General features: G+C 62.4%; 24 protein-coding genes. 7 read left to right on the top strand and 17 right to left on the bottom strand.

What is annotated here, in order from left to right; all coding sequences use genetic code 11:
* The first annotated feature begins 87 nt into the window (after positions 1–87).
* The 5 genes from dnaX (at position 88) to PSH59_RS18760 (ending at position 5,663) form a co-directional block, all read left to right on the top strand.
* Positions 88–2,163, top strand: coding sequence for a DNA polymerase III subunit gamma/tau (gene dnaX / locus PSH59_RS18780; protein ID WP_305393401.1), 2,076 nt, complete (start codon positions 88–90; stop codon positions 2,161–2,163).
* Between the two features lie 43 nt (positions 2,164–2,206).
* On the top strand, positions 2,207–2,545 hold the full coding sequence (locus PSH59_RS18775) for a YbaB/EbfC family nucleoid-associated protein (RefSeq protein WP_003193199.1): 339 nt from the start codon (positions 2,207–2,209) through the stop codon (positions 2,543–2,545).
* Between the two features lie 133 nt (positions 2,546–2,678).
* The gene (locus tag PSH59_RS18770; protein WP_305393400.1) at positions 2,679–3,713 is read left to right on the top strand and encodes an NADP-dependent oxidoreductase; all 1,035 of its coding nucleotides are present in this window, start codon (positions 2,679–2,681) and stop codon (positions 3,711–3,713) included.
* A 66-nt stretch (positions 3,714–3,779) separates the two neighbouring features.
* Positions 3,780–4,382 carry a recombination mediator RecR gene (gene recR, locus PSH59_RS18765; protein ID WP_248078092.1) on the top strand — a complete coding sequence of 201 codons (603 nt, stop codon included), beginning with the start codon at positions 3,780–3,782 and terminating at the stop codon, positions 4,380–4,382.
* Positions 4,383–4,514: 132 nt separating this feature from the next.
* Positions 4,515–5,663 carry an acyl-CoA dehydrogenase family protein gene (locus PSH59_RS18760; RefSeq protein WP_305393399.1) on the top strand — a complete coding sequence of 383 codons (1,149 nt, stop codon included), beginning with the start codon at positions 4,515–4,517 and terminating at the stop codon, positions 5,661–5,663.
* A gap of 21 nt (positions 5,664–5,684) precedes the next feature.
* On the opposite strand, the gene PSH59_RS18755 is transcribed toward PSH59_RS18760, so the two are convergent.
* Both PSH59_RS18755 and fnr read right to left on the bottom strand, forming a co-directional pair.
* Positions 5,685–6,233, bottom strand: a complete 549-nt coding sequence (locus PSH59_RS18755) for an adenine phosphoribosyltransferase (RefSeq protein WP_305393398.1) — start codon at positions 6,231–6,233, stop codon at positions 5,685–5,687.
* A 79-nt stretch (positions 6,234–6,312) separates the two neighbouring features.
* Entirely contained in the window at positions 6,313–7,047 is a 735-nt protein-coding gene (gene fnr, locus PSH59_RS18750; RefSeq protein ID WP_248078087.1) for a fumarate/nitrate reduction transcriptional regulator Fnr, read from the bottom strand.
* 152 nt (positions 7,048–7,199) lie between these two features.
* Between fnr and PSH59_RS18745 the strand changes: the two genes are divergently transcribed.
* Entirely contained in the window at positions 7,200–7,658 is a 459-nt protein-coding gene (locus PSH59_RS18745) for a hypothetical protein (RefSeq protein ID WP_248078085.1), read from the top strand.
* Here PSH59_RS18745 and hemN read toward each other — a convergent pair whose 3' ends face one another.
* The 14 genes from hemN to ccoN (PSH59_RS18675) form a co-directional block, all read right to left on the bottom strand.
* A complete protein-coding gene (hemN, locus tag PSH59_RS18740; protein ID WP_305393397.1) occupies positions 7,659–9,041 on the bottom strand; it encodes an oxygen-independent coproporphyrinogen III oxidase in 1,383 nt (460 codons plus the stop codon). It abuts the gene before it with no gap.
* Between the two features lie 102 nt (positions 9,042–9,143).
* Positions 9,144–9,827: a sulfite exporter TauE/SafE family protein gene (locus PSH59_RS18735; RefSeq protein ID WP_248078082.1), complete on the bottom strand. Its 684-nt coding sequence runs from the start codon at positions 9,825–9,827 to the stop codon at positions 9,144–9,146.
* Positions 9,820–10,032 (bottom strand): cbb3-type cytochrome oxidase assembly protein CcoS, encoded by a 213-nt coding sequence (ccoS, locus tag PSH59_RS18730; RefSeq protein ID WP_248078080.1) that lies wholly within the window; start codon positions 10,030–10,032, stop codon positions 9,820–9,822. Before ccoS ends, PSH59_RS18735 begins: the two co-directional genes overlap by 8 nt.
* A 22-nt stretch (positions 10,033–10,054) precedes the next feature.
* On the bottom strand, positions 10,055–12,505 hold the full coding sequence (locus PSH59_RS18725) for a heavy metal translocating P-type ATPase (protein WP_305393396.1): 2,451 nt from the start codon (positions 12,503–12,505) through the stop codon (positions 10,055–10,057).
* Between the two features lie 115 nt (positions 12,506–12,620).
* A complete protein-coding gene (locus PSH59_RS18720; protein WP_248078076.1) occupies positions 12,621–13,160 on the bottom strand; it encodes a FixH family protein in 540 nt (179 codons plus the stop codon).
* A gap of 15 nt (positions 13,161–13,175) precedes the next feature.
* A complete protein-coding gene (gene ccoG, locus PSH59_RS18715) occupies positions 13,176–14,591 on the bottom strand; it encodes a cytochrome c oxidase accessory protein CcoG (RefSeq protein WP_305393395.1) in 1,416 nt (471 codons plus the stop codon).
* A 312-nt stretch (positions 14,592–14,903) separates the two neighbouring features.
* On the bottom strand, positions 14,904–15,881 hold the full coding sequence (gene ccoP, locus PSH59_RS18710) for a cytochrome-c oxidase, cbb3-type subunit III (RefSeq protein ID WP_248078072.1): 978 nt from the start codon (positions 15,879–15,881) through the stop codon (positions 14,904–14,906).
* Positions 15,878–16,063: a cbb3-type cytochrome c oxidase subunit 3 gene (locus tag PSH59_RS18705; RefSeq protein ID WP_248078070.1), complete on the bottom strand. Its 186-nt coding sequence runs from the start codon at positions 16,061–16,063 to the stop codon at positions 15,878–15,880. Before PSH59_RS18705 ends, ccoP (PSH59_RS18710) begins: the two co-directional genes overlap by 4 nt.
* A gap of 6 nt (positions 16,064–16,069) precedes the next feature.
* Positions 16,070–16,678 carry a cytochrome-c oxidase, cbb3-type subunit II gene (ccoO, locus tag PSH59_RS18700; protein WP_003193167.1) on the bottom strand — a complete coding sequence of 203 codons (609 nt, stop codon included), beginning with the start codon at positions 16,676–16,678 and terminating at the stop codon, positions 16,070–16,072.
* Positions 16,678–18,120, bottom strand: a complete 1,443-nt coding sequence (gene ccoN / locus PSH59_RS18695) for a cytochrome-c oxidase, cbb3-type subunit I (RefSeq protein ID WP_248078068.1) — start codon at positions 18,118–18,120, stop codon at positions 16,678–16,680. Before ccoN (PSH59_RS18695) ends, ccoO (PSH59_RS18700) begins: the two co-directional genes overlap by 1 nt.
* Before the next feature lie 417 nt (positions 18,121–18,537).
* Positions 18,538–19,452 carry a cytochrome-c oxidase, cbb3-type subunit III gene (gene ccoP, locus PSH59_RS18690; RefSeq protein WP_248078066.1) on the bottom strand — a complete coding sequence of 305 codons (915 nt, stop codon included), beginning with the start codon at positions 19,450–19,452 and terminating at the stop codon, positions 18,538–18,540.
* Entirely contained in the window at positions 19,449–19,649 is a 201-nt protein-coding gene (locus PSH59_RS18685) for a cbb3-type cytochrome c oxidase subunit 3 (RefSeq protein WP_010208563.1), read from the bottom strand. Before PSH59_RS18685 ends, ccoP (PSH59_RS18690) begins: the two co-directional genes overlap by 4 nt.
* 3 nt (positions 19,650–19,652) lie before the next feature.
* Entirely contained in the window at positions 19,653–20,261 is a 609-nt protein-coding gene (gene ccoO / locus PSH59_RS18680) for a cytochrome-c oxidase, cbb3-type subunit II (protein ID WP_248078064.1), read from the bottom strand.
* Between the two features lie 10 nt (positions 20,262–20,271).
* Positions 20,272–21,696 (bottom strand): cytochrome-c oxidase, cbb3-type subunit I, encoded by a 1,425-nt coding sequence (gene ccoN, locus PSH59_RS18675; RefSeq protein WP_248078061.1) that lies wholly within the window; start codon positions 21,694–21,696, stop codon positions 20,272–20,274.
* A gap of 79 nt (positions 21,697–21,775) precedes the next feature.
* Between ccoN (PSH59_RS18675) and PSH59_RS18670 the strand changes: the two genes are divergently transcribed.
* The gene (locus tag PSH59_RS18670) at positions 21,776–22,468 is read left to right on the top strand and encodes an alpha/beta family hydrolase (RefSeq protein ID WP_305393394.1); all 693 of its coding nucleotides are present in this window, start codon (positions 21,776–21,778) and stop codon (positions 22,466–22,468) included.
* A gap of 94 nt (positions 22,469–22,562) precedes the next feature.
* Here the strand turns inward: PSH59_RS18670 and PSH59_RS18665 are convergent, their stop codons facing one another.
* A complete protein-coding gene (locus PSH59_RS18665; RefSeq protein ID WP_305393393.1) occupies positions 22,563–24,128 on the bottom strand; it encodes a PAS domain-containing methyl-accepting chemotaxis protein in 1,566 nt (521 codons plus the stop codon).
* Positions 24,129–24,133 lie beyond the last annotated feature (5 nt).

The following is a 24,133-nucleotide window of genomic DNA, read 5'->3' as shown; positions in this document are numbered from 1 at the left end:
GTCAGATTAGACGAGCATGCCGGATGCAATTTCCCCCTTGCTCCGCTAGCATTACCGGCTCCCGCTTCCCAGTTGCGACGGTTTTCGATGAGTTATCAGGTTCTTGCACGTAAATGGCGTCCGCGCTCGTTCCGCGAAATGGTCGGCCAGACCCATGTGCTCAAGGCTCTGATCAATGCCTTGGACAGCCAACGGCTGCACCACGCCTACCTGTTCACCGGTACCCGCGGGGTGGGCAAGACCACCATTGCGCGCATCATCGCCAAATGCCTGAACTGCGAAACCGGTATCACGTCGACGCCCTGCGGCACCTGTTCGGTGTGCCGGGAGATCGACGAAGGGCGTTTTGTCGACCTGATCGAAATCGACGCCGCGAGCCGCACCAAGGTCGAAGACACCCGCGAGCTGCTCGACAACGTGCAGTACGCGCCCAGCCGCGGCCGCTTCAAGGTCTACCTGATCGACGAAGTGCACATGCTCTCCAGCCATTCCTTCAACGCCTTGTTGAAAACCCTTGAAGAGCCGCCGCCCTACGTCAAATTCATCCTGGCAACCACCGACCCGCAGAAACTTCCTGCAACGATCCTGTCGCGGTGCCTGCAGTTTTCCTTGAAAAACATGACCCCCGAGCGGGTGGTGGAGCATTTGACCCATGTGCTGGGCGTCGAGAACGTACCGTTCGAAGACGACGCCCTGTGGCTGCTCGGCCGCGCCGCCGATGGTTCGATGCGCGATGCCATGAGCCTCACCGACCAGGCCATCGCCTTTGGTGAAGGCAAAGTCATGGCCGCCGACGTGCGTGCCATGCTCGGCACCCTCGACCACGGCCAGGTGTTCGACGTGCTGCACGCGTTGATCGAAGGCGACGCCAAGGCGTTGCTCGAAGCCGTGCGCCACCTGTCGGAGCAAGGCCCGGACTGGAACGGCGTGCTCTCGGAAATCCTCAACGTGTTGCACCGCGTCGCCATCGCTCAGGCGCTGCCTGAGGGGGTCGACAACGGCCACGGCGACCGCGACCGCGTGCTCGCGTTGGCCCAGGCATTGCCGGCCGAAGATGTGCAGTTCTATTACCAGATGGGCCTGATCGGCCGGCGTGACCTGCCCCTGGCGCCGGACCCGCGGGGTGGCTTCGAGATGGTCCTGCTGCGGATGCTGGCCTTCCGGCCCGCCGACTCGGCAGACGCCCCGAGGCAGCCGCTAAAGCCAGTGGGGATCAGCCAGGCCACAGTTGATTCCGCCAAACCAGTGGCTGGCGCGGCAGTGGTCGCGCCAGTGGTTGCTGTGCCGTTTGCGGCTGAGCCCGCGCCAGTCGCGGTGAAGCCTGTCGAGCCGCAGCCGCAGCCGGTGATCGAGCCCGAGCCCGAGCCAGCGCCTGCGCCCGTCGTAGACCTGCCGTGGAACGACCCGGTAGAGGCCGAGGTTGAGCCAGCGCCTGAAATCGAGCAACAGCCTGCGGTTGAGCCCGTGCTCGAAACCATCGGCGAGCAGCCCGAGCTGACGCCCATGCCTGCGCCGACCCCGGACAGTGCTGTGCCGGCCGCGCCGGAGTGGGTCTCCGTGCCGGTGCCCGAGCCCTCCTTGGCCCAGGTAGACGCCGCGACACCGGGCATCGACCTCGACGACGAGCCGCCGCTGGACGAAGACTACATCGAGCCGGACATGGATTCGGCCTACAGCTACCTGGACGAACTGGCCAGCGAACACACCGCCGAACCTGCGCCCGAGCCCGAGCCTGAACCCGCGGCAGCCCCGGCCACCGGCCTGGCGTTGCAATGGCTGGAGTTGTTTCCGAAGCTGCCGATTTCCGGCATGACCGGCAGCATTGCCGCCAACTGCACACTTATCTCCGTCGAGGGTGATCACTGGCTGTTGCACCTGGACCCGGCCCACAGCGCCTTGTTCAACGCGACCCAGCAACGCCGTCTCAACGATGCGCTCAATCAGTACCATGGGCGCACGCTGACCATCGCCATCGAACTGATCAAACCCGAGCAGGAAACCCCGGCCCAGGCCGCGACCCGTCGGCGCCTCAACCGTCAGCGCGAGGCAGAAGAGTCGATCCATGGCGATCCGCTCATCCAGCAACTGATGCAACAGTTCGGTGCGGTCGTCCGTCACGATACTATTGAACCTGTCGAAGCCCCGGTGCCCCAAGCGTCATGACACCGGGCTACTTATTGATCCACGTACTTTTGAGGTGATTCCCATGATGAAAGGTGGCATGGCCGGCCTGATGAAGCAGGCGCAGCAGATGCAGGAAAAAATGGCCAAGATGCAGGAAGAACTGGCCAACGCCGAAGTCACCGGTAAAGCCGGTGGCGATATGGTCAGCGTGGTGATGACCGGTCGTCACGACATCAAGCGCGTGAGCATCGACCCAAGCGTGCTGCCAGGCGTTGGTGAAGATGACCTGGAAATGCTTGAGGCGCTGTTCGCCGCGGCCGTCAACGACGCCGTGCGCAAGATCGAAGCCAACAGCCAGGACAAAATGTCCGGCGTGACCGCTGGCATGCAACTGCCACCGGGCATGAAGCTGCCGTTCTGATCGGCCCTTTTGAGCGGTACACACATGCCAGGCATCGCGCCTGGCATTTTTGTTTGTGCCAATCCGATCGAACCCTGGGGGAGCTACTATGGTCTGCACCCTGTACCGATGGATTCGATCAAGGAGCCCCCTGATGCCTCAAGAACTGACGCTTAATCAACGTATCGTGCTGGTCTCGCGCCCCCACGGCGCGCCCACCCCGGAAAACTTCCGCCTCGAACGTGTCAGCCTGCCGGAGTTGGCGGACGGCCAGGTGCTGCTCAAGACACTTTACCTGTCCCTCGACCCCTACATGCGTGGACGTATGAGTGACGCGCCGTCCTACGCTGCGCCGGTTGAAATCGACGAGGTGATGACCGGTGGCGCTGTCAGCCGCATCGAGCAATCGCGTAATCCCAAATTCGAAGTGGGTGATCTGGTGGTCGGTGCCACCGGTTGGCAGAGCCACAGCATTTCCGACGGACGCAACCTGATTCCCGTGCCCAAGGGCCTGGCCAGCCCCTCCATGGCGCTGGGCGTGCTGGGCATGCCCGGTATGACCGCCTACATGGGTCTGATGGACATTGGTCAGCCCAAGGCCGGCGAAACCCTGGTGGTTGCCGCCGCATCCGGCGCGGTGGGCTCGGTGGTGGGGCAAGTGGCCAAGCTCAAAGGCTTGCGGGTGGTCGGCATCGCTGGCGGCGCCGACAAGTGCCGCTACGTGGTGGATGAGCTGGGCTTCGATGCCTGTATCGACCACAAAAGCGCTGAGTTCGCCGATGAACTGGCGCAGGCCTGCTTCAATGGCGTGGACATCTACTTCGAAAACGTCGGTGGCAAGGTGTTCGACGCCGTGATGCCGCTGCTCAACCCCAAGGCCCGGGTCCCCCTGTGCGGTCTGATCGCCGGCTACAACGCCCATGAGACACCCAGTGGTCCCGACCGCCTGCCGGCGCTGCAACGCACCTTGCTGACCAAGCGTGTGCGCATCCAGGGCTTTATTGTGTTCGACGACTACGGCGACCGTCAGCCCGAGTTCCTCAGCGCCATGGCACCGCTGGTGCGCGACGGCAAGATCAAGTTCCGCGAAGACGTGGTGGAGGGCCTGGAGCACGCACCTGAAGCCTTTATCGGTTTGCTCGAAGGGCGCAACTTCGGCAAGTTGGTGGTGCGCGTCGCGCAGGATTGAGGATTTGACGCTAATCCGGGGCGCGGGTATAAACCGCGTCTCGTTGTTTTGTCGGACCATTGCCCCATGAGCTTCAGCCCCCTGATTCGCCAACTGATCGACGCCCTGCGCACCTTGCCGGGCGTTGGCCAGAAAACCGCCCAGCGCATGGCCCTGCAACTGCTCGAGCGTGATCGCAGCGGCGGCACCCGGTTGGCCCAGGCCCTGAGCCAGGCCATGGAAGGTGTTGGCCATTGCCGCCAGTGCCGCACCCTCACCGAAGAAGAACTCTGCCCGCAATGTGCCGACCCGCGCCGCGATGACACGTTGCTGTGCGTGGTGGAAGGGCCGATGGACGTCTACGCCGTGGAACAGACCGGCTATCGCGGGCGCTACTTTGTGCTCAAGGGCCACCTGTCACCCCTCGATGGTCTGGGCCCCGAGGCTATCGGTATTCCGCAACTGGTGGCGCGCATTGAAGAACAGGGCACCTTTACCGAAGTGATCCTGGCCACCAACCCGACGGTGGAAGGCGAAGCCACGGCCCATTACATCGCCCAACTGCTGAGCAACAAAGGCCTGGTCACGTCGCGTATCGCTCATGGCGTGCCGCTCGGTGGCGAGCTGGAGCTGGTGGACGGGGGCACGCTGGCGCACTCCTTCGCCGGTCGCAAGCCGATCGCCCTCTAGCAGGCACTGCTGGGTAAATTGGGGGGAGGGCACATGCCTTTCCCGGCATGGTTTTGCGTGGTAAGTGAGAACTGTGTTGATAACCAAGCAAGCGCTTGGTAATTTCGCTCCACCTCTGCGTGGAGTTTGCCGATGTCTGCCTATCTGGACTACTTCGACCCCAGCCACCAATTGGTCCGCGACAGCGTGCGCCGTTTTGTCGAGCGCGAGATGCTGCCCGGCATCGACGCCTGGGAGGAGGCCGAGTGCTTTCCTCGGGAGCTATACCGCAAAGCGGGCGCGGCGGGGATCCTGGGGATCGGTTACCCCGAAGCCCTGGGCGGCAGCCATGAAGGGGATCTGTTTGCCAAGGTAGCGGCCAGCGAAGCGTTGATGCGCTGCGGCTCCGGAGGCGTGGTGGCGGGGCTCGGTTCGCTGGATATCGGCCTGCCGCCGGTGGTCAAGTGGGCCCGGCCCGAGGTGCGCGAACGGGTGGTGCCGCTGGTGCTCTCGGGTGAGAAAATCAGCGCCCTGGCCATCACCGAGCCAGGCGGCGGCTCAGATGTGGCCAATCTTAAAACCCGCGCCGTGCGGGACGGTGACTGTTACCGGGTCAGCGGCAGCAAAACCTTTATCACCAGCGGCATTCGTGCCGATTTCTACACTGTGGCCGTGCGCACTGGAGGCCCCGGTTTTGGTGGCATCAGCCTGCTGCTCATCGAAAAAGACACCCCTGGTTTTACTGTGGGCCAGCCTCTTAAAAAAATGGGCTGGTGGGCGTCGGACACGGCCCAATTATTCTTTGATGATTGTCAGGTGCCCGTCGGCAACCTGATTGGCGCCGAGAACATGGGCTTTGCCTGCATCATGGGCAACTTCCAGAGCGAACGCCTGGCCCTGGCCCTCATGGCCAATATGACAGCGCAGATGGCCTTGGAGGAGAGCCTCGCCTGGGCCACCCAGCGCGAAGCCTTCGGCAAACCCATCGGCAAGTTCCAGGTGCTCAAGCACCGCTTGGCCGAAATGGCCACCGCAGTGGAAGTCTCCAGAGAGTTCACCTACCGCCAGGCGGCCAAGATGGCGGCCGGCAAGAGCGTGATCAAGGAGATTTCCATGGCCAAGAACCTCGCCAGCGACACCGCCGACCGCGTCACCTACGATGCGGTGCAGATCCTCGGCGGCCAAGGCTATATGCGTGGCAGCCTGGTGGAGCGGCTGTATCGCGACAGCCGCATCCTGTCGATTGGCGGGGGCACGCGTGAGGTGATGAACGAAATCATCGCCAAGCAGATGGGGTTGTGAGGGGGCAGGCCCAGGTAACCACTACCTTTCAGTCAGGGCAAATTGTGTCAGGCAGAACGTGGGAATCCCCATGTCTTCCAAGCGCTGCGAGCCGCCCAGTTCCGGCAAGTCAATAATCGCCGCCGCTTCGAAGATCCCAGCGCCCATGCGCCTCACCAGGTTCGCCGCCGCGATCAAGGTTCCACCGGTGGCGATCAGGTCATCGAACATCAGCACCGAGTCGCCTTCGCACAGGCTGTCGGCGTGCACTTCCAGGAAGGCTTCGCCGTATTCGGTCTGATAACCCTCGGCCAACACGTCAGCGGGCAGCTTGCCCTGCTTGCGGAACAGGATCAGTGGTTTGTTCAGTTGGTAGGCGATGATCGAGCCGATCAGAAAGCCGCGCGCATCCATGGCACCGATGTGACTGAAATCGGCTTCGACATAGCGCTGGGCAAAGGTGTCGGCCACCAGGCGCAGGGCCTTTGGCGATTGGAACAGTGGCGTGATGTCACGGAAAATAACCCCAGGCTTGGGGAAGTCGATGACGGGGCGGATCAGGGATTTGATGTCGAACGAATCGAAAGTCATCGTCGAAGAGTCCTGGGAGGAAAACGGACTCGAAGTATACCTGCGGCCTCGCCGATTGGCGCGGCCGCAGCTGCCCGCATCAGCCTTCCAGAGAGCCGCCGGCCAGCGCGCACAGCTGGATCGGATCGAGGATGTGCACTTCTTTGCCTTCGGCGGCCAGCAGTTCGTTTTGCTGGAAACGGGTGAACACGCGGGACACGGTTTCCACCGCCAGGCCCAGGTAGTTACCGATTTCATTGCGCGACATGCTCAATCGGAACTGGTTGGCCGAGAAGCCACGGGCACGGAACCGCGCCGACAGGTTGACCAGGAACGTGGCAATGCGCTCGTCGGCGGTCTTCTTCGACAGCAGCAACATCATTTGCTGGTCATCGCGGATTTCGCGGCTCATCACGCGCATCAACTGACGGCGCAGTTGCGGCAGTTGCAGGGCCAGTTCGTCGAGGCGCTCGAAGGGGATTTCGCACACCGAGGTGGTCTCCAGCGCCTGGGCCGACACCGGGTGGATCTCAGTGTCCATGCCCGACAGCCCGACCAGCTCGCTGGGCAGGTGGAAACCGGTGATTTGCTCCTCGCCGCCGTCGCTCAGGCTGAAAGTCTTCAATGCGCCCGAACGCACTGCATAGACGGAATCGAACTTGTCACCCTGGCGAAACAGGAACTCGCCTTTTTTCAGCGGGCGACCGCGTTTTACGATTTCGTCCAGCGCATCCATGTCTTCCAGATTCAATGAAAGTGGTAAGCAGAGGGGGGCCAGGCTGCAATCCTTGCAGTGAGCCTGACTGTGAGCGCGCAGTTTGACTGGCTCGGACATTTCTTAAATCCTTGTGGGAAAACACACATAAGACGTAAGGGTACCGCACTGAAGGGCAGTGAGCCAGCCTGTACAAAAAAGCAGCAACGGTATAAAGCTTTTTGTATCGGCGCCGATACACCTGTGTCTCCCTATGAGCTGGAGCTCGGAACATGTCTGTTATCGCTGCCTATAACCCCGCCGTCCGCGTACCCACAGTGCCGGACGCGAAGCCCGCTGCCGAAAGCGACGAAAAAAGCACGCCCTCCAGCGAGACCAAGGTGGTTGAAGGGGTGACCGTGACGATCTCCGCTGCGGCATTCAAGGCCGCCGCTGCGCCCAAGAGCGCCAATGCCGATATCGATGACAGCGGCCTGGACGATAACGTTAAACAGGTGCTGAAAATGATCCGTCAGTTGAAGCAGCAGATCGCCGAGAAAATGGCTGAACTGCAGGCCATCGCGGCGGACAAGAGCCTGACCCCGGAGCAGGCCCAGGCCAGGATCGCCAATGTGCAAGGGGCCATCAGTTCCTTGCAGGCCGGTTTATTGACCGCCCAGACCTCTCTGGCCAAGGCCATGAAAACCATGAGCGCCGATGCCGCGCTCAAGGCTGCTTCGTTGTCGATGTAACTAGATCACCCGGGAAAACCGCTGGCGGTTCTGGTGCTCCAGGTAAGCATCGAACACCATGCAGACCGACCGCACCAGCAGCCGCCCGGCCGGCAGTACCCGAATGCTCCGGGCGTCGAGATCGATCAGGCCGTCGGTGGCCATCGCCTCAAGTTGCGGCCAGATGTCGTCGAAGTACCCGCGAAAATCAATGTTGTAGACCCTTTCGACGGCCTCGAACGCCAGGCTGAAATTGCAGATCAACTGCTGGATCACTTCGCGCCGCAACCGATCATCCGTGGTGCAGACCAGGCCACGGCTGGTCGCCAGTTGCGCGCCGGCCAAGGTGTTCTGGTAGCCATTGAGGTCGCTGCTGTTCTGGCAGTACAGGTCGCCGATCTGGCTGATCGCCGACACGCCGAGGCCGATCAGGTCGCAATGGCCATGGGTGGTGTAGCCCTGGAAATTGCGTTGCAGGGTGCCTTCTTCCTGGGCGATGGCCAACTCGTCATCGGGCAGGGCGAAGTGGTCCATGCCGATATAGCGATAGCCGGCCTGGGTCAGTTGCTCGATGGTGGTTTGCAGCATCAGCAGTTTTTCGGCCGGCGCCGGCAGTTCGTCGGTGTGGATACGCCGCTGGGGCATGAAGCGTTCCGGCAGGTGCGCGTAGTTGAACACCGACAGGCGATCCGGCTGCAGCTTGATCACTTCTTCCACGGTGCGCGCGAAGTTGATCGGTGTCTGCTTTGGCAGGCCGTAGATCAGGTCGATGTTGATCGAGCGAAACTGCAGAGTGCGCGCCGCATCGATCACCGCACGGGTTTCATCCAGGCTTTGCAGGCGGTTGACCGCCCGTTGGACCTCGGGGTCGAGGTCTTGCAGGCCCACGCTCACGCGGTTGAAACCCAGTTCGCGCAGCAGACCCATGGTGGCCCAGTCGGCTTCGCGCGGGTCGATCTCGATGCCGTAGTCGCCGGAATCATCGTCGAGCAAATTGAAGTGTTGGCGCAGGCAGGCCATGACTTGGCGCAGTTCGTCGTGGCTGAGAAAGGTGGGCGTGCCGCCGCCGAAGTGCAGCTGTTGCACTGGCTGTTTCGGGTCCAGGTGACAGGCCACCAATTGGATCTCCTGCTCCAGGCGTTGCAGGTAGGCGTGGGCGCGGCCACGGTCCTTGGTGATGACCTTGTTGCAGGCGCAGTAGTAGCAAATGTTCGCGCAGAAGGGCACGTGCACATACAGCGACAGCGGCCGCGCCGCCTTGCGGCTTTCGCGCAGGGCGTGAAGCAAGTCAAAGGTGCCGACCTGGCTGTCGAATTGTACGGCGGTGGGGTAGGACGTATAGCGCGGTCCCGCCAGGTCGTAGCGATGAATCAGATCGGTGTCCCAACGAATGGCGTCGAGCATGCGGGCGTCCCCCGGATTGGCTAGTGGGCCGAGTCTAGGGGCTGGGCGGGGCAGGCACCTTGATTTGCATCAACGAGGAGCGGCGCTATGCCACATGGCGGTTTAGTGGCCCATTAGCCAGTGCTGATGCGGGCCGGGCAAGGTCCAGATACCGAAAATAATCACCAGCAAACCACCAGCCATGCGCACGCTGCGCTTGCGCAGTAACGCGGTGACGCGCTCGGCGGCCAGGCCGGTCGCCAGGAGCACTGGCCAGGTGCCCAGGCCAAACGCCAGCATCAGCAGCGCACTGTCCAGCGCATTGCCCTGGCTCGCGGCCCACAGCAGCGTGCTGTAGACCAACCCGCACGGCAACCAGCCCCACAGCGCGCCCAACAGCAAGGCGCGCGGCAGGCTGGACACCGGCAGCAAACGGTTGGCAACCGGTTGGATATGCCGCCACAGGCCGCGCCCGAGGCTTTCGATGCGGGTCAGCCCGCTCCACCAGCCGGCCAGGTACAGGCCCATGCAGATCAGCAGTGCACCCGCGAGCACCCGCATGAACATCGCCGCCGGACTGTTGGCCACCGCCCAACCGGCCAGGCCGAGCAACAGCCCGGCCGTGGCGTAGCTGAGGATGCGCCCCAGGTTGTACGCCAGCAGCAGGCGAAACCTGCGACTGCGCTGTTCTTTGGGAATGGCCAGGGTCAGCGCGCCCATCAGCCCGCCGCACATGCCCAGGCAATGGCCGCCGCCGAGCAGGCCGAGGATCAGCGCAGAGACCAGCAGCGGCGCCAATTCAAGCATGGGGCGGATCTTTAGGCGGTTGCTCGGGGCCGTTGGCTTCGTCGATCGCGGCCAGGTGGTTTGGGTCCTGATCGTCGAACAGCACGCTGTGAGCCGGACCGTCGAGGTCGTCGTACTGGCCGCTGTCCACGGCCCAGAAGAAGACATAAATGGCGATCGCCACGATCAGCAGCGCCGCCGGAATCATCACGTATAAAGCTGGCATCTGCACTCCATGTCCGGGCGGCTCACGCCGGCAGCGGACGGGTGATTGAAGGGGCGCTGGCGGCCGGCGCACTCGGCAGGCGAGTCAGGCGCAGGGCGTTGAGCACCACGGTCAACGAACTGATGGACATGCCGACCGCCGCCCAGATGGGGGTGATCCAGCCGAGGGCGGCAAACGGCAGCATCAGGCCATTGTATAGACCCGCCCACAGCAGGTTTTCAATAATCACCCGTCGGGTGCGTCGGGCCAGGCTGAAGGCCTGCACCAGGGCGTCCAGGCGGTTGGACAGCAGCACCGCATCGGCGCTGGTCTTGGCCAGATCGGTGGCCGAGCCCATGGCCACGCTGATATCGGCGGCAGCAAGCACCGGCACATCGTTCACGCCATCACCGAGCATCAGCACCTTGCGGCCTTGCTTGTGCAGTTGTTGCAGCACTTGCAACTTGTCATCGGGGCGCAGGCCGCCATGGGCCTCATCAATACCCAGTTCAGCGGCGACGCTGGCGACCATCGGCGAGCTGTCCCCCGACAGCAGCAGCGTGCGCCAACCGCGCGCCTTGCACGCGGCGAGCAGGGCGGGGGCGTCGCTGCGCAGGCGGTCGTCCAGCACGAACCAGGCGAGGGCGCCGTCGCGGTCGCCCAGCAGCAGCCATTGCCCGGCGTCATGCGGCGAGGCGGGAACCGTGCAGCCGCTGAGCTCACACACAAACGCCGGCTGGCCGATGCGCAGCAGGCGCTCGCCGACCCGACCTTCCAGGCCGAGGCCGGGGGCGCTGAGCACCTCATCGGCGACCAGCGGCGCACGGCCAAAGGCGCGTGCAATTGGGTGTTCGGAGCGGTTTTCCAGAGCGGCGGCGAGGCTCAGGCAGTTGTCGCTGCTCAGCTCGCCCAGGGGCCGAATCGCCCGCAGTGCCAGGCGGCCTTCGGTGAGGGTGCCGGTCTTGTCGAAAATCACCGTGTCGATCTGGTTCAGGCCTTCCAGCACATGCCCACGGGTCAACAACAGGCCGAGTTTGTGCAGGGTGCCGGTGGCGGCGGTGAGGGCGGTGGGCGTGGCCAGGGACAAGGCGCAAGGGCAGGTCGCGACCAGCATGGCCAGCACAATCCAGAACGCGCGGGATGCATCCAGCTCCCACCACAGCAGGCCGATCAGCGCTGCCGCGATCAGCGAGCACAACAAGAACCACTGCGCCGCGCGGTCGGCGATCTGGGCCAGGCGCGGCTTCTCGGCCTGGGCCCGTTCCAACAGGCGCACGATGGCCGAGAGGCGCGTTTCGTGGCCCAGGGCGCGCACTTCGACGGTCAGCGCGCCTTCTACATTCAGGGTGCCGGCGGTCACGGCATCCCCGGCTTGACGGGGTTGCGGCAGATATTCTCCGGTGAGCAGCGATTCGTCGATGCTGGACTGGCCGTCCAGGATCACACCGTCGGCCGGCAGCACCGCGCCCGGATGCACCAGCACACGGTCGCCCAGCGCCAGTTCGCTCAACAGGATGCGCTCGCTCTGGCCATCGGCCTGCAAGCGCAGACACGAGGCCGGCAGCAGGTTGACCAGTTGTGCCGTGGCGGCGGCGGTGCGTTCGCGGGCACGTCGCTCCAGGTAGCGACCGGCCAGCAGGAACAGCGCAAACATGCCCACGGCATCGAAATAGAGTTCGCCCACGCCGGTAATCGCCGTCCAGATCCCGGCCAGGTACGCCCCGCCGATGGCCAGGGACACCGAGACGTCCATGGTCAGGTGGCGCGTGCGCAGGTCGCGCATGGCGCCTTTGAAGAATGGCGCGCAGCTGTAGAACACGATGGGGGTTGTCAGAAACATCGCGACCCAGCGTAGGATCACGTGCAGTTCCGGGCTCAGGTCGATATTGAATTCGGGCCAGGTGGCCATGGTTGCCATCATCGCCTGGAACCACAGCAGCCCGGCCACCCCGAGCTGGCGCAGGGCCAGACGGTTTTCACTGGCCAGTTGTTCGGCGGCGCGGTCGGCTTGATAGGGGTGGGCGGCGTAACCGATATGGCGCAGCTCGCCGAGCACTTGGCTCAACGGCAATTGCCCGTCGGCCCAGCGCACCTGCAAGCGATGGTTGGACAGGTTCAACCGGGCCTCGGCCACCGCAGGCAGGCCTCGCAGGTGTTTCTCGATCAGCCAGCCACAGGCCGCGCAACTGATGCCTTCCATCAGCAAGGTGGCTTCGGCCAGTTCGCCTTGGTGGCGCACGAATGGTTTTTGCACGTCGGCGCGGTCATACAGCGCCAACTCGTCCACCAGCTGCACCGGCAGTCCCTCGGGGTTGGCCGAGGCTTCGCTGCGGTGCTTGTAGTAGCTTTCCAGGCCGCCGGCGACAATCGCCTCGGCCACCGCCTGGCAGCCGGGGCAGCAGAGTTCACGGCGTTCGCCGAGGATGTCGGCGGTGAACCGGCTGCCGGGCGGCACGGGCAGGGCGCAGTGGTAGCAGGGAAGCGGGGTGGTCATGGCGTGGAGTCTATAGGGGCTGGTAGGGCCTCATCGCGGGCGCGCCCGGCACCCCCAGGGATCATGCTGTCCATGGGGGCGCGGGCTTGCCCGTGATGCGCGAAGCGCAGCATGTTTACTTCTTCAGGTCTTCGGCGCCCTGCAACGGCTCGTCACCCAGCAACAGGTCTTTGTCGTGGCTGACCTCTTCTTCCTCGAACAGGCGCCAGGTCTTGTCGCCTTCCACGCCCAGCAGTTCGACGAAGCGACGACCCTGGACCTTGTCGGTGACCTGGCCAATATAGCGGCCCGGCTCGCTGTCGCTGCGCGCCAGGTTGATCTTGCGATCCTTCTCTGGCTGGGTCGGGGAAATCAGGTTCAGCTCCAGGGTGTTCGGGTTGCTGTAGCCGCTGAGGTTGAGCTCGACTTCGCCGGTCAACTCATCCAGGTGCAGCTTGGCGCGCAGTTGCAGGGTCTGGGCCAGGCGTTCGCGGTCCAGGGAGCGGTTGATGCCTTTGCCGGCCTCGTAGTAGTTGTCGTTGACCAGGTTGTCCGGGTTGTTCACCGCGATGGTCACCATGGACAAGGTCAAGGTCACCGAGCAGGCCAGGATCCCAATGATGATCCAGGGCCAGAGGTGCTTGTACCAGGGGCTTGCGGCAGTGGTTGCGGGCATTCTCGTGTTCCCTGTTTAACGAACTTGGGGGCCGATGAATCGGCTCTTGGCTTCAATGTGGACGCTGGTGTCGTCGGCATCCTTGAGGATGAACGTCACCTCGTTGGTGCTTGACGGCAGTTGTTCCGGCGCACTCGACAGCTCTACCGGCATGCTCACGATATCGCCGGCAGCCACTTTGATCTCGCGTCGACCTTGCAACTTGAGGTCCGGCAGACCGGCGGCGTCGAGCACGTAGGTGTGGTCGCGCTGATCTTTGTTCATGATCTTGAGGCTGTAGACGTTTTCGATGCGGCCTTCGGCGTTTTCGCGGTAGAGCACGCGGTCCTTGCTCACGTCGAAACCCACCAGCGAGCGCATGAAGAACGCGGCGGCCAACAGGCTCATCATCGCCAGCAACACCAGGGCGTAGCCGATCAGGCGAGGGCGTAACTTGTGGGTTTTCTGCCCCGACAGGTTGTGTTCGGTGGTGTAGCTGATCAGGCCGCGCGGGTAGTCCATCTTGTCCATGATGTTGTCGCAGGCATCGATGCACGCGGCGCAACCGATGCACTCGATCTGCAGGCCGTCGCGGATGTCGATCCCGGTGGGGCACACTTGGACGCACATCGTGCAATCGATGCAGTCTCCCAGGCCCTGGGCCTTGTAGTCGACGCCTTTTTTGCGAGGGCCGCGCAGTTCGCCGCGGCGCGGGTCGTAGGAGACGATCAGCGTGTCCTTGTCGAACATCACGCTCTGGAAGCGCGCGTAGGGGCACATGTAGATGCACACCTGTTCACGCAGCCAGCCGGCGTTGCCGTAGGAGGCGAGGGTGAAGAACCCCACCCAGAAATACGACCAGCCATCGGCCTGGCCGGTGAAGAAGTCGAACACCAGTTCGCGGATCGGCGAGAAGTAGCCGACGAAGGTCATGCCGGTGGCAAAACCGATCAATAGCCAAAGGCTGTGCTTGCTGAATTTACGCAGGAATTTATTGGCGCCCATCGGTGCCTTGTCCAGCTTGATGCGCTGGTTGCGGTCGCCTTCGGTGACTTTTTCGCACCACATGAAGATCCACGTCCACACGCTTTGCGGGCAGGTATAGCCGCACCACACGCGCCCGGCGTAGACCGTGATAAAGAACAGGCCAAACGCCGCCACGATCAGGATGCCCGACAGCAGGATGAAGTCCTGGGGCCAGAAGGTCGCGCCGAAAATGAAGAACTTACGCTCCGGCAGGTTCCACCATACGGCCTGGTGGCCACCCCAGTTCAGCCACACCGTGCCGAAGTAGAGCAGGAACAGCCCGGCACCGCCGAGCATGCGCAGGTTGCGGAACAGACCGGTGAACGCGCGGGTGTAGATCTTCTCGCGCGCTGCGTAGAGATCGACCGTTTTAGTGTCGGTTTTGGCAGGCGGGGTAACGTCATGTACCGGTATCTGGTCTCTCATCATTGCATCCCACGGCGGTGGAGATTTGCCTCGGCCAGTACGTGCCGGCCGGGGTCAAATTAAGGGTCTTGCAGTGGCTTAATGATACGCCCCCGATGGTACGCCAAGGGTGCGACCTTTGGTCGCGTTGGGGGAAATGAATTGATGGTGTACGTGATCTGGATCAATTGACTTGGGAAGTATGGACGGTTTTTGCGGGTAAGCCGGTCATTCGTCCCATGGATTTATCAGTGGAACGCCACTGGAACTGAAGTCACTGAACAAAAAGCCCCGCCAACTTTCGCTGCGCGGGGCTCTGTTGTCTGAGCGCTTTTACTGCTCTTCAGCCTTCTTATCCCCATGGGACAAGCTGTACACGTACGCCGCCAACAAGTGCACTTTGTCGTTGCCTTGCAGTTGTTCCTGCGCGGGCATCTGGCCCTGGCGGCCATAACGGATGGTCTGTTGCAATTGGGCGAAGCTCGAGCCGTAGATGAATGCACCTGGGTGGGTCAGGTCGGGCGCGCCCATGGCTGGGGTGCCTTTACCGGCCGGACCGTGGCAGGCCACACAGTTGGCGGCGAAGAGTTTCGCGCCGTTGGCCACGTCAGCCTTGGCGCCCTCCGGCAGTTTGCGCCCGTCAAGGTTGGTCACCACGAAGCCGGCCACGTCGGCCACGCCTTGCTCGCCGATCACTTCGGCCCAGCCCGGCATCACCGCATGGCGGCCTTTCATGATGGTTTCCTTGATGGTGTTCGCCTCGCCACCCCAGCGCCAATCGGCGTCGGTCAGGTTGGGGAAGCCGTAGGCACCCTTGGCGTCGGAACCGTGGCACACCGAGCAGTTGGAGGCGAACAGACGGCCGCCCATCTTCAAGGCTTGCGGGTCCTTGGCCACTTCTTCAATGGGCATCGACGCGAATTTGGCGAAGATCGGCCCGAACTTGGCGTCCGACCTGGCCATTTCCTTTTCCCACTCGTGGACGCCGGTCCAGCCGGTCTGGCCATTGGCGAAGGGCGTTTGTTTTTCAGTGTCGAGGTAGTTGTAGCCCGGCAGCAGGCCTTTCCAGTTGCCCAGGCCGGGGTAGAGCACCAGGTAACCGAGGGCAAACACGATGGTGCCAACGAACAGCATGAACCACCACTTCGGCAGTGGGTTGTCGTACTCCTCGATGCCGTCGAACGAGTGGCCGACGGTTTCGTCGGTTTGTTCGGCGCGCTGGCCCTTGCGGGTCGACAGCAGCAGCCAGGTCAGGGCGAAGATGGTGCCCAGGCTGAGGACTGTGACGTACAGACTCCAGAACGTAGTCATTCTTTGTTACTCCTAGAAGCTCGCTCGACGTGCTTGATGGCTTCGGGATCATCCGCAAAGGGCAGCAAGGTCGCGTCTTCAAACTCCGACTTGCGCTTGGGGCTGAACACCCACAACGCCAGACCGATAAAGGCCACCATCACCACAACGGTGCCCAGGCCACGAATCATCCCGATATCCATGAAGAATCACCGTTTGCTTTTGATGATGGTGCCAAGGCCTTGCAGGTAGGCCACCAATGCGTCCATTTCGGTCTTGCCCTTCACGGCTGCGGCTGCACCGGCGATGTCTTCGTCGGTGTAGGGCACGCCCAGGGTGCGCAAGACTTCCATCTTCTTCGCGGTGTCCTTGCCGTCGAGCTTGTTTTCCACGAGGAACGGGTACGCCGGCATTTTCGATTCGGGCACCACGTTGCGCGGGTTGTACAAATGCGCACGCTGCCAGTCATCGGAGTAACGACCGCCCACACGGGCCAGGTCCGGCCCGGTACGCTTGGAACCCCACAGGAACGGGTGGTCCCACACGCTTTCACCGGCGACCGAGTAGTGGCCGTAGCGTTCGGTTTCGGCGCGGAACGGACGGATCATCTGCGAATGGCAGCCGACACAACCGTTGGCGATGTAGACGTCGCGGCCTTCCAGTTCCAGAGCGGTGCGCGGTTTCATGCCTTCGACCGGCTTGTTGGTGACGTCCTGGAAAAACAGCGGAACGATCTGGGTCAGGCCGCCGATACTCACGGCGATGACCATGAAGAAGGCCAGCAGGCCGATGTTCTTCTCGACTACTTCATGCTTCATCAGTGAGCTCCCACAACGGCGATCTGAGCGGCGGCTTCAGCCTGCGCTGGGTCCGAGGCACGCACGGTGCGCCAGACGTTGTAGGCCATGAACAGCATGCCGGTGGCAAAGAACGCACCGCCCAGGGCGCGAACGATGTAGCCCGGGTGGCTGGCCTGCAGCGCTTCGACGAAGGAGTAGGTGAGGGTGCCGTCATTGTTGATCGCACGCCACATCAGGCCTTGGGTGATGCCGTTGACCCACATCGACGCGATGTAGAGCACGGTACCGATGGTCGCCAGCCAGAAGTGCGTGTTGATCAGCCCGACGCTGTGCATCTGCGCACGGCCGAACAGCTTGGGGATCATGTGGTACAGGGCGCCGATGGAGATCATCGCCACCCAACCCAGCGCACCGGCGTGTACGTGGCCGATGGTCCAGTCGGTGTAGTGGGACAGCGAGTTGACGGTCTTGATCGCCATCATCGGACCTTCGAAGGTCGACATGCCGTAGAACGCCAGGGACACCACGAGGAAGCGCAGGATCGGGTCGGTGCGCAACTTATGCCAGGCGCCCGACAGGGTCATCATGCCGTTGATCATGCCCCCCCAACTCGGCGCCAGCAGGATGATCGACATCGCCATGCCCAGGGACTGGGCCCAGTCGGGCAATGCGGTGTAGTGCAAGTGGTGAGGACCGGCCCAGATGTACAGGGTGATCAGCGCCCAAAAGTGCACGATGGACAGGCGATACGAGTAAATAGGACGTTCGGCCTGTTTGGGCACGAAGTAGTACATCATCCCCAGGAAACCGGTGGTCAGGAAAAATCCTACGGCGTTATGCCCGTACCACCACTGAATCATCGCGTCCGTCGCGCCGGAGTAGGCCGAGTACGACTTGAACAGGCTGACCGGCAGAGAGGCGTGGTTGACGATGTGCAGCATCGCCGTAACCACGATAAAAGCCCCGTAGAACCAGTTGCCCACATAGATGTGCTTGGTCTTGCGCTTGACGATGGTGCCAAAGAACACCGCACCGTAGGTCACCCAGACGATCGCCAGCAAAATGGCGATCGGCCATTCCAGTTCGGCGTATTCCTTGGTGGTGGTGTAGCCCAGCGGCAGGCTGACGATGGCGCCGACGATGACCGCTTGCCAACCCCAGAAGGTAAAGGCGGCGAGGCCGTCGGAGATCAGTCGCGTCTGACAGGTGCGTTGCACGACATAGTAGGAGGTGGCAAACAGTGCGCATCCGCCGAAGGCGAAGATCACAAGGTTGGTGTGCAGCGGGCGCAGACGGCCGAAGGTCGTCCAGGGCAGGTCGAAATTCAATTCCGGCCAAACCAGTTGCGAGGCGATGAACACCCCGAGCCCCATGCCAAGGATCCCCCAGACCACCGTCATGATGGCGAACTGGCGGACTACCTTATAGTTATAAGCAGTCGGACTGATTGCTGTGCTCATTCTAAGGTTCCACGGTTTAGGTTTTTTTATAGGTAAAAATCGGCCGCAAGTATGTAGAAAGCGAGGGGCCATTGCAACGCAATGGCTGACCTGGATCAATGCGTTCCACGCCAGATTCTGCGCCCTTTCCATGTTTGGTGTAAGGACAAAATCCGAAATAGAAAGCTGATCGAGTGGACAGGAATTTTATGGCGTCGCAACGACAGCCGTTGCGTGCGTCATAACCGGTCCGCTGTGCAGCAAGCGTAGACCCGAATGGCAGGGGGGGAAAGTTGTGCTTTGGAGGGGTGTGACGAACTGCCGCGGGGCGGCAGTCATCAGCGGCACGTTGCAAGCCGCAGGAAAAACGGCTGCAAGATCCAAGTTGGGCGCTCTTCTCTTGCAGCTTGACGCTTAAAACTTCCAGCTCACCTGCCGCTATTGATGGGACAGGCTATACACGTAAGCCGCCAGCAGGTGCACTTTGTCGTTGCCTTGCAGCACATCCTGCGCAGGCATCTGGCCCTGGCGGCCGTGGCGGATGGTCTGCTGCAACTGCGCGAGGCTGGTGCCGTAGATGTAACCGCCGGGCAGCGTCAGGTTCGGCGCGCCCATGGCTTCCATCCCCTGGCCTTGTGGGCCGTGGCACGCCACGCAAGTGGTGTTGAAAGCGGCTTGGCCAGCGGCCAGGTCGGCGGTGCTGTCGGCCGGCAGTGGCAGCTTGGCCAGGTCGTGACGCACATAAGCGGCAACGTTTCTTACACCGTCGTCACCCAACATCTCACCCCAGGCCGGCATTGCCGCGTGGCGACCGTTCATGATGGTGGTTTTGATCGCGTCGGCAGAACCGCCCCAGCGCCAGATGTTGTCCGCCAGGTTGGGGAAGCCGTACGCGCCCTTGGCATCCGAGCCATGGCACACCGCGCAGTTGGAAGCGAACAGACGGCCACCCATTTTCAGCGCTTGCGGGTCTTTGGCGACTTCTTCCACCGGCATGGCCGAGAATTTGGCGAAGATCGGCCCGAACTTGGTGTCGGCGCGGGCCATTTCCTTGTCCCACTCCTTGGCCGAGGTCCAGCCGTTCTCATAGCCCGGCAACACGCCTTTCCAGTTGCCCAGGCCCGGGTAGAGGATCAGGTAGCCGACGGCAAACACCAGGGTGCCGGCGAACAGCATGAACCACCACTGTGGCAGCGGGTTGTCGTACTCCTCGATACCGTCGAAAGCGTGACCCATGGTCTGGTCGACGCTGCCTTTGGTCTCGCCCTTGCGGGTGCCGATCAACAGCCAGGTCAGGCCGATCAGGCTGCCGAGGGTCAGTACGCAGATCCATGTACTCCAAAATAGGGTCATGGCCGAGTGCTCCTTATTGCAGGCTCTTCTTGAGCGTCGGATGGAGAAGGTTCATCGGCAAACGGCAGCAGGCGTGCCTGCTCGAATTCCGCATTGCGGCGGTTGTTGAACACCCACAGCGACAGGCCGATAAAGGCGATGGCGACGACCAGCGTGCCAAGGCCGCGGATGGTGCCCGCATCGAATTCAAATCCCATGGCTCACCTCTTGCTCTTGATGGCAGTGCCGAGCACTTGCAGGTACGAGACCAGCGCGTCCATCTCGGTCTTGCCTTTGAGGCTGGCAACGGCGCCACTGATGTCGTCGTCGGTGTAGGGCACACCCAGGGTGCGCATCACCTTCAGCTTGTTCTCGGTGTGGCTGCTGTCGACGGCGGCGGTGACCAACCAGGGGTAGGCCGGCATTTTCGACTCCGGCACCACGTTGCGCGGGTTGTACAAGTGCGCGCGGTGCCAGTCGTCCGAGTAGCGCGCGCCAACGCGGGCCAGGTCCGGACCGGTACGCTTGGAGCCCCACAGGAACGGGTGGTCCCACACGCTTTCACCGGCGACCGAGTAGTGGCCGTAACGCTCGGTTTCGGCGCGGAACGGACGGACCATCTGCGAGTGGCACTGCACGCACCCTTCGCGGATGTAGATGTCGCGGCCTTCCAGTTGCAGCGCGGTGTAGGGCTTCATGCCTTCGACCGGCTTGTTGGTGACGTCCTGGAAGAACAGCGGGACGATCTGGGTCAGGCCGCCGATACTCACGGCAAGTACCATCAGCAGCATCAGGATGCCGACGTTCTTTTCAATCGTTTCGTGTTTCATCACTGACTCCTCAGGCCATCTGCGTGGCGGTGGCGGCTTCGACAGGCTGTGCCGAACGCACGGTGCGCCACGTGTTGTAAGCCATCAGGAACATGCCGCTGAGGAACACCGCACCGCCCACCAGCCGCACGATGAAGCCAGGGTGGCTGGCCACCAGGGTTTCGACGAAGGAGTAGGTCAAGGTGCCGTCTTCGTTGATCGCGCGCCACATCAGGCCCTGGGCAATGCCGTTGACCCACATCGAGGCGATGTAGAGCACGGTGCCGATGGTGGCCAGCCAGAAGTGCGCGTTGATCAGGCCGAGGCTGTACATCTGCTCGCGACCGAAGATTTTCGGGATCATGTGGTACAGCGCGCCGATGGAAATCATCGCCACCCAACCCAAAGCCCCGGCGTGTACGTGGCCGATGGTCCAGTCGGTGTAGTGGGAGAGTGCGTTGACGGTCTTGATCGCCATCATCGGACCTTCAAAGGTCGACATACCGTAGAACGCCAGGGACACCACCAAAAAGCGCAGGATCGGGTCGCTGCGCAACTTATGCCAGGCGCCCGACAGGGTCATCATGCCGTTGATCATGCCGCCCCAGCTTGGCGCCAGCAGGACCAGCGACATCACCATGCCCAGCGACTGTGCCCAATCCGGCAGCGCGGTGTAGTGCAAGTGGTGGGGACCGGCCCAGATGTACAGGGTGATCAGCGCCCAGAAGTGCACGATGGACAAGCGATAGGAATACACCGGACGCTCAGCCTGCTTGGGTACGAAGTAGTACATCATCCCCAGAAAGCCCGCCGTGAGGAAAAAGCCTACCGCGTTGTGCCCATACCACCATTGCACCATGGCATCCGTCGCACCGCCGTACAGCGAGTAGGACTTGGTCAGGCTGACCGGGATTTCCAGGTTATTGACGATATGCAGGATGGCCACGGTGATGATGAACGCACCGAAGAACCAGTTGCCGACGTAGATGTGCTTGGTGTTGCGCTTCATCACCGTGCCGAAGAACACGATGGCGTAGGCCACCCAGACAATGGTGATCAGGATGTCGATCGGCCATTCCAGCTCGGCGTATTCCTTGGAGCTGGTGTAGCCCAGCGGCAAGGTGATCGCCGCCAGCAGAATCACCAACTGCCAGCCCCAGAAGCAGAACGCGGCGATTTTCGGCGCGAACAGTTGGGTCTGACAGGTGCGCTGCACCGAGTAGAACGAGCTGGCGAACAACGCACAGCCGCCAAAGGCGAAGATCACCGCGTTGGTGTGCAGCGGGCGCAAGCGGCCGAAGCTGGTCCAGGGCAAATCGAAGTTGAGCGCGGGCCAAACCAATTGGGCGGCGAGAAAAACCCCGAGCCCCATGCCGACGATGCCCCACACCACCGTCATAATGGCGAATTGGCGGACCACCTTGTAGTTATAGGCGGTACTTAAAGTTGTGTTCATGGTTCCCCATCCACGGTTCAACCCAAGCAAGTGCGGCACTTGGGCTGGAGTTATAGGCAGACTAAATAGCGAGGCAAGCATGGGCAAAGAGCACAAGGCCAGTATTGACGGGGATCAATGGGCGCAGTGTGTACGGCAACATGGCTGGTTGTGGGAGGTCGCCTCGGGCACGCCTGCGAGCGCAGCGCCGACGTTGATCCTGGCCCACGGCGCCGGTGCGCCGATGGACTCATCTTTCATGAACGACATGGCTGTACGCCTTGCCGGGCATGGCATGAACGTGTTGCGCTTCGAGTTTCCCTACATGGCCCAGCGCCGGCTGGATGGCGGTAGACGTCCGCCAAATCCCGCGCCGAAACTGCTCGATGCCTGGCGTGAGGTGTATGCCGAGGTGCGACGCCATGTCGCTGGAAAACTGGCCATCGGTGGCAAGTCCATGGGCGGGCGCATGGCCAGCCTGTTAGCGGATGAGCTGGAGGCTGATGGGCTGGTTTGCCTGGGCTATCCGTTCTATGCGGTGGGCAAACCGGAAAAACCACGGGTCGAGCATTTGGCCGGGCTGAAGACGCCGACGTTGATCGTACAGGGCGAGCGCGATGCGCTAGGCAACCGGGCGGCGGTGCAAGGCTATGGATTGTCGCCGAGCATCGAGGTGATGTGGCTGGTGGCGGGGGATCATGACTTGAAGCCGTTGAAGGCGTCCGGGTTCACGCATGAGCAGCATCTGGAGGCTGCGGCGGTGGCAGTGGCGAAGTTTCTCGGCGCCTGTTAAGGCCTCGTCGCGAGCAAGCCCGCGCCCGCGTTCGACCGTGAACATCCCTAAGGATGGGGTCGAATGCAGGCGCGGGCTTGATCGCCAAAGCGCTTTAGCGGTTAAACCGCTCCACCAGCGAGTACTGGGTATTGGCGGTATGCGTCAGCTCTTCACTCAACTGCGCCGAGTTCAGGGCCTGCTCCGATGTCTGATCGGCCAACAGCGCAATGGTGCTGATGTTGCGGCTGATCTCTTCGGCCACCGAGCTTTGTTCTTCGGTCGCGGCGGCGATCTGGGAGGTCATGTCGGTGATGTGCGCCACCGCTTCGCTGATGCCGACCAGCGCCTGATCCGCTTCCATCACCCGCGCCACACCTTCTTCGGCCTGGCGATGCCCGGCGTCCATGGTTTGCACGGCGGCGGCGGCGGTTTGCTGCAGCTTGGCGATCAAGGCGTGGATCTGCCCGGTCGATTCGGCGGTGCGCTGCGCCAACTGGCGAACCTCGTCCGCCACCACCGCAAAGCCACGGCCCATTTCACCGGCACGGGCCGCTTCAATGGCGGCGTTCAGCGCCAGCAGGTTGGTCTGGTCGGCAATGCCTTTGATCACGTCGACTACGCCGCCGATCTCGTCGCTGTCCTTGGCCAATTGGGTGACGGTCACGCCTGTCTCGCCAACCGCCACCGACAGCCGCTGAATCGCCTCGCGGGTTTCGCCGGCGATATCGCGGCCGCGACCGGTCAAGCGATTGGCCTCCTGGGTTGCATCGGCGGTGCGTTGCACATGGCTGGCGACTTCCTGAGTCGTCGCCGCCATCTGGTTGACCGCCGTGGCCACCTGCTCGGTTTCGACACGCTGGCGTTCCAGGCCGTTGGAGCTGTTGTGCGCCAGGGTGTTGGACTGTGCGGCCTGGTCGTTGAGGTGCTCGGCAGTGTCCTGCAAGCGCGTCAGACACGTCTTCAGGCGCGCTTCCTGGCTGAGGATCGACATCTCCAGGCGCGCCTGGGCGCCACGGCTGTCGGTGTACATCTGCGCGATCAACGGGTCGGAGGTGGTCTGCTCGGCCAGGCGCAGCAGGCGCTTGAGGCCGCGCTGTTGCCAGGTCAGGCCCAGCAGGCCCAACGGCACCGACAACCCCGCAGCCAGGGCAAAACCCCAGTGGGAATTGAGCGAGGCGCCGATCATGAAGCTCAACTGGCTGATCAGGATAAACGGCAGCCAGTCCTGCAACACTGGCAGCCACTTGTCCCGCTGAGGAACGGCCGACTTGCCCCGGTTGATGCGTTGGTAGAGCGCTTCGGCCCGGCGGATCTGCTCGGCGGTGGGCTTGATGCGCACCGATTCGTAGCCGACCACCTGATTGCCATCGAAGACCGGCGTCACATAGGCATTAACCCAGTAGTGATCGCCCGTCTTGCAGCGGTTCTTGACAATGCCCATCCATGGCAAGCCTTGTTTGAGCGTCGACCACATATGCCCGAATACAGCCGCCGGCACATCCGGGTGACGTACCAGGTTGTGCGGGGCGCGCAGCAGTTCATCACGGGTGTACCCACTGATCTCGACGAACGCGTCGTTGCAGTAGGTGATCACGCCTTTGGCATCTGTGGTGGAGATCAACCGTTGCTGAGCGGGGAAGGTACGTTCGCGCTGGGTAACGGGTTGGTTATTACGCATGATTG

Source organism: Pseudomonas sp. FP2309 (assembly GCF_030687575.1).
GTDB lineage: Bacteria > Pseudomonadota > Gammaproteobacteria > Pseudomonadales > Pseudomonadaceae > Aquipseudomonas.
This window is presented reverse-complemented; position numbering and strand designations above follow the sequence as displayed.

Coding starts and splice junctions, on each gene's coding strand:
- dnaX (WP_305393401.1), top strand. CDS start 88: ATGAGTTATCAGGTTCTTGCACGTAAATGGCGTCCGCGCTCGTTCCGC.
- PSH59_RS18775 (WP_003193199.1), top strand. CDS start 2,207: ATGATGAAAGGTGGCATGGCCGGCCTGATGAAGCAGGCGCAGCAGATG.
- PSH59_RS18770 (WP_305393400.1), top strand. CDS start 2,679: ATGCCTCAAGAACTGACGCTTAATCAACGTATCGTGCTGGTCTCGCGC.
- recR (WP_248078092.1), top strand. CDS start 3,780: ATGAGCTTCAGCCCCCTGATTCGCCAACTGATCGACGCCCTGCGCACC.
- PSH59_RS18760 (WP_305393399.1), top strand. CDS start 4,515: ATGTCTGCCTATCTGGACTACTTCGACCCCAGCCACCAATTGGTCCGC.
- PSH59_RS18755 (WP_305393398.1), bottom strand. CDS start 6,233: ATGACTTTCGATTCGTTCGACATCAAATCCCTGATCCGCCCCGTCATC.
- fnr (WP_248078087.1), bottom strand. CDS start 7,047: ATGTCCGAGCCAGTCAAACTGCGCGCTCACAGTCAGGCTCACTGCAAG.
- PSH59_RS18745 (WP_248078085.1), top strand. CDS start 7,200: ATGTCTGTTATCGCTGCCTATAACCCCGCCGTCCGCGTACCCACAGTG.
- hemN (WP_305393397.1), bottom strand. CDS start 9,041: ATGCTCGACGCCATTCGTTGGGACACCGATCTGATTCATCGCTACGAC.
- PSH59_RS18735 (WP_248078082.1), bottom strand. CDS start 9,827: ATGCTTGAATTGGCGCCGCTGCTGGTCTCTGCGCTGATCCTCGGCCTG.
- ccoS (WP_248078080.1), bottom strand. CDS start 10,032: ATGCCAGCTTTATACGTGATGATTCCGGCGGCGCTGCTGATCGTGGCG.
- PSH59_RS18725 (WP_305393396.1), bottom strand. CDS start 12,505: ATGACCACCCCGCTTCCCTGCTACCACTGCGCCCTGCCCGTGCCGCCC.
- PSH59_RS18720 (WP_248078076.1), bottom strand. CDS start 13,160: ATGCCCGCAACCACTGCCGCAAGCCCCTGGTACAAGCACCTCTGGCCC.
- ccoG (WP_305393395.1), bottom strand. CDS start 14,591: ATGAGAGACCAGATACCGGTACATGACGTTACCCCGCCTGCCAAAACC.
- ccoP (WP_248078072.1), bottom strand. CDS start 15,881: ATGACTACGTTCTGGAGTCTGTACGTCACAGTCCTCAGCCTGGGCACC.
- PSH59_RS18705 (WP_248078070.1), bottom strand. CDS start 16,063: ATGGATATCGGGATGATTCGTGGCCTGGGCACCGTTGTGGTGATGGTG.
- ccoO (WP_003193167.1), bottom strand. CDS start 16,678: ATGAAGCATGAAGTAGTCGAGAAGAACATCGGCCTGCTGGCCTTCTTC.
- ccoN (WP_248078068.1), bottom strand. CDS start 18,120: ATGAGCACAGCAATCAGTCCGACTGCTTATAACTATAAGGTAGTCCGC.
- ccoP (WP_248078066.1), bottom strand. CDS start 19,452: ATGACCCTATTTTGGAGTACATGGATCTGCGTACTGACCCTCGGCAGC.
- PSH59_RS18685 (WP_010208563.1), bottom strand. CDS start 19,649: ATGGGATTTGAATTCGATGCGGGCACCATCCGCGGCCTTGGCACGCTG.
- ccoO (WP_248078064.1), bottom strand. CDS start 20,261: ATGAAACACGAAACGATTGAAAAGAACGTCGGCATCCTGATGCTGCTG.
- ccoN (WP_248078061.1), bottom strand. CDS start 21,696: ATGAACACAACTTTAAGTACCGCCTATAACTACAAGGTGGTCCGCCAA.
- PSH59_RS18670 (WP_305393394.1), top strand. CDS start 21,776: ATGGGCAAAGAGCACAAGGCCAGTATTGACGGGGATCAATGGGCGCAG.
- PSH59_RS18665 (WP_305393393.1), bottom strand. CDS start 24,128: ATGCGTAATAACCAACCCGTTACCCAGCGCGAACGTACCTTCCCCGCT.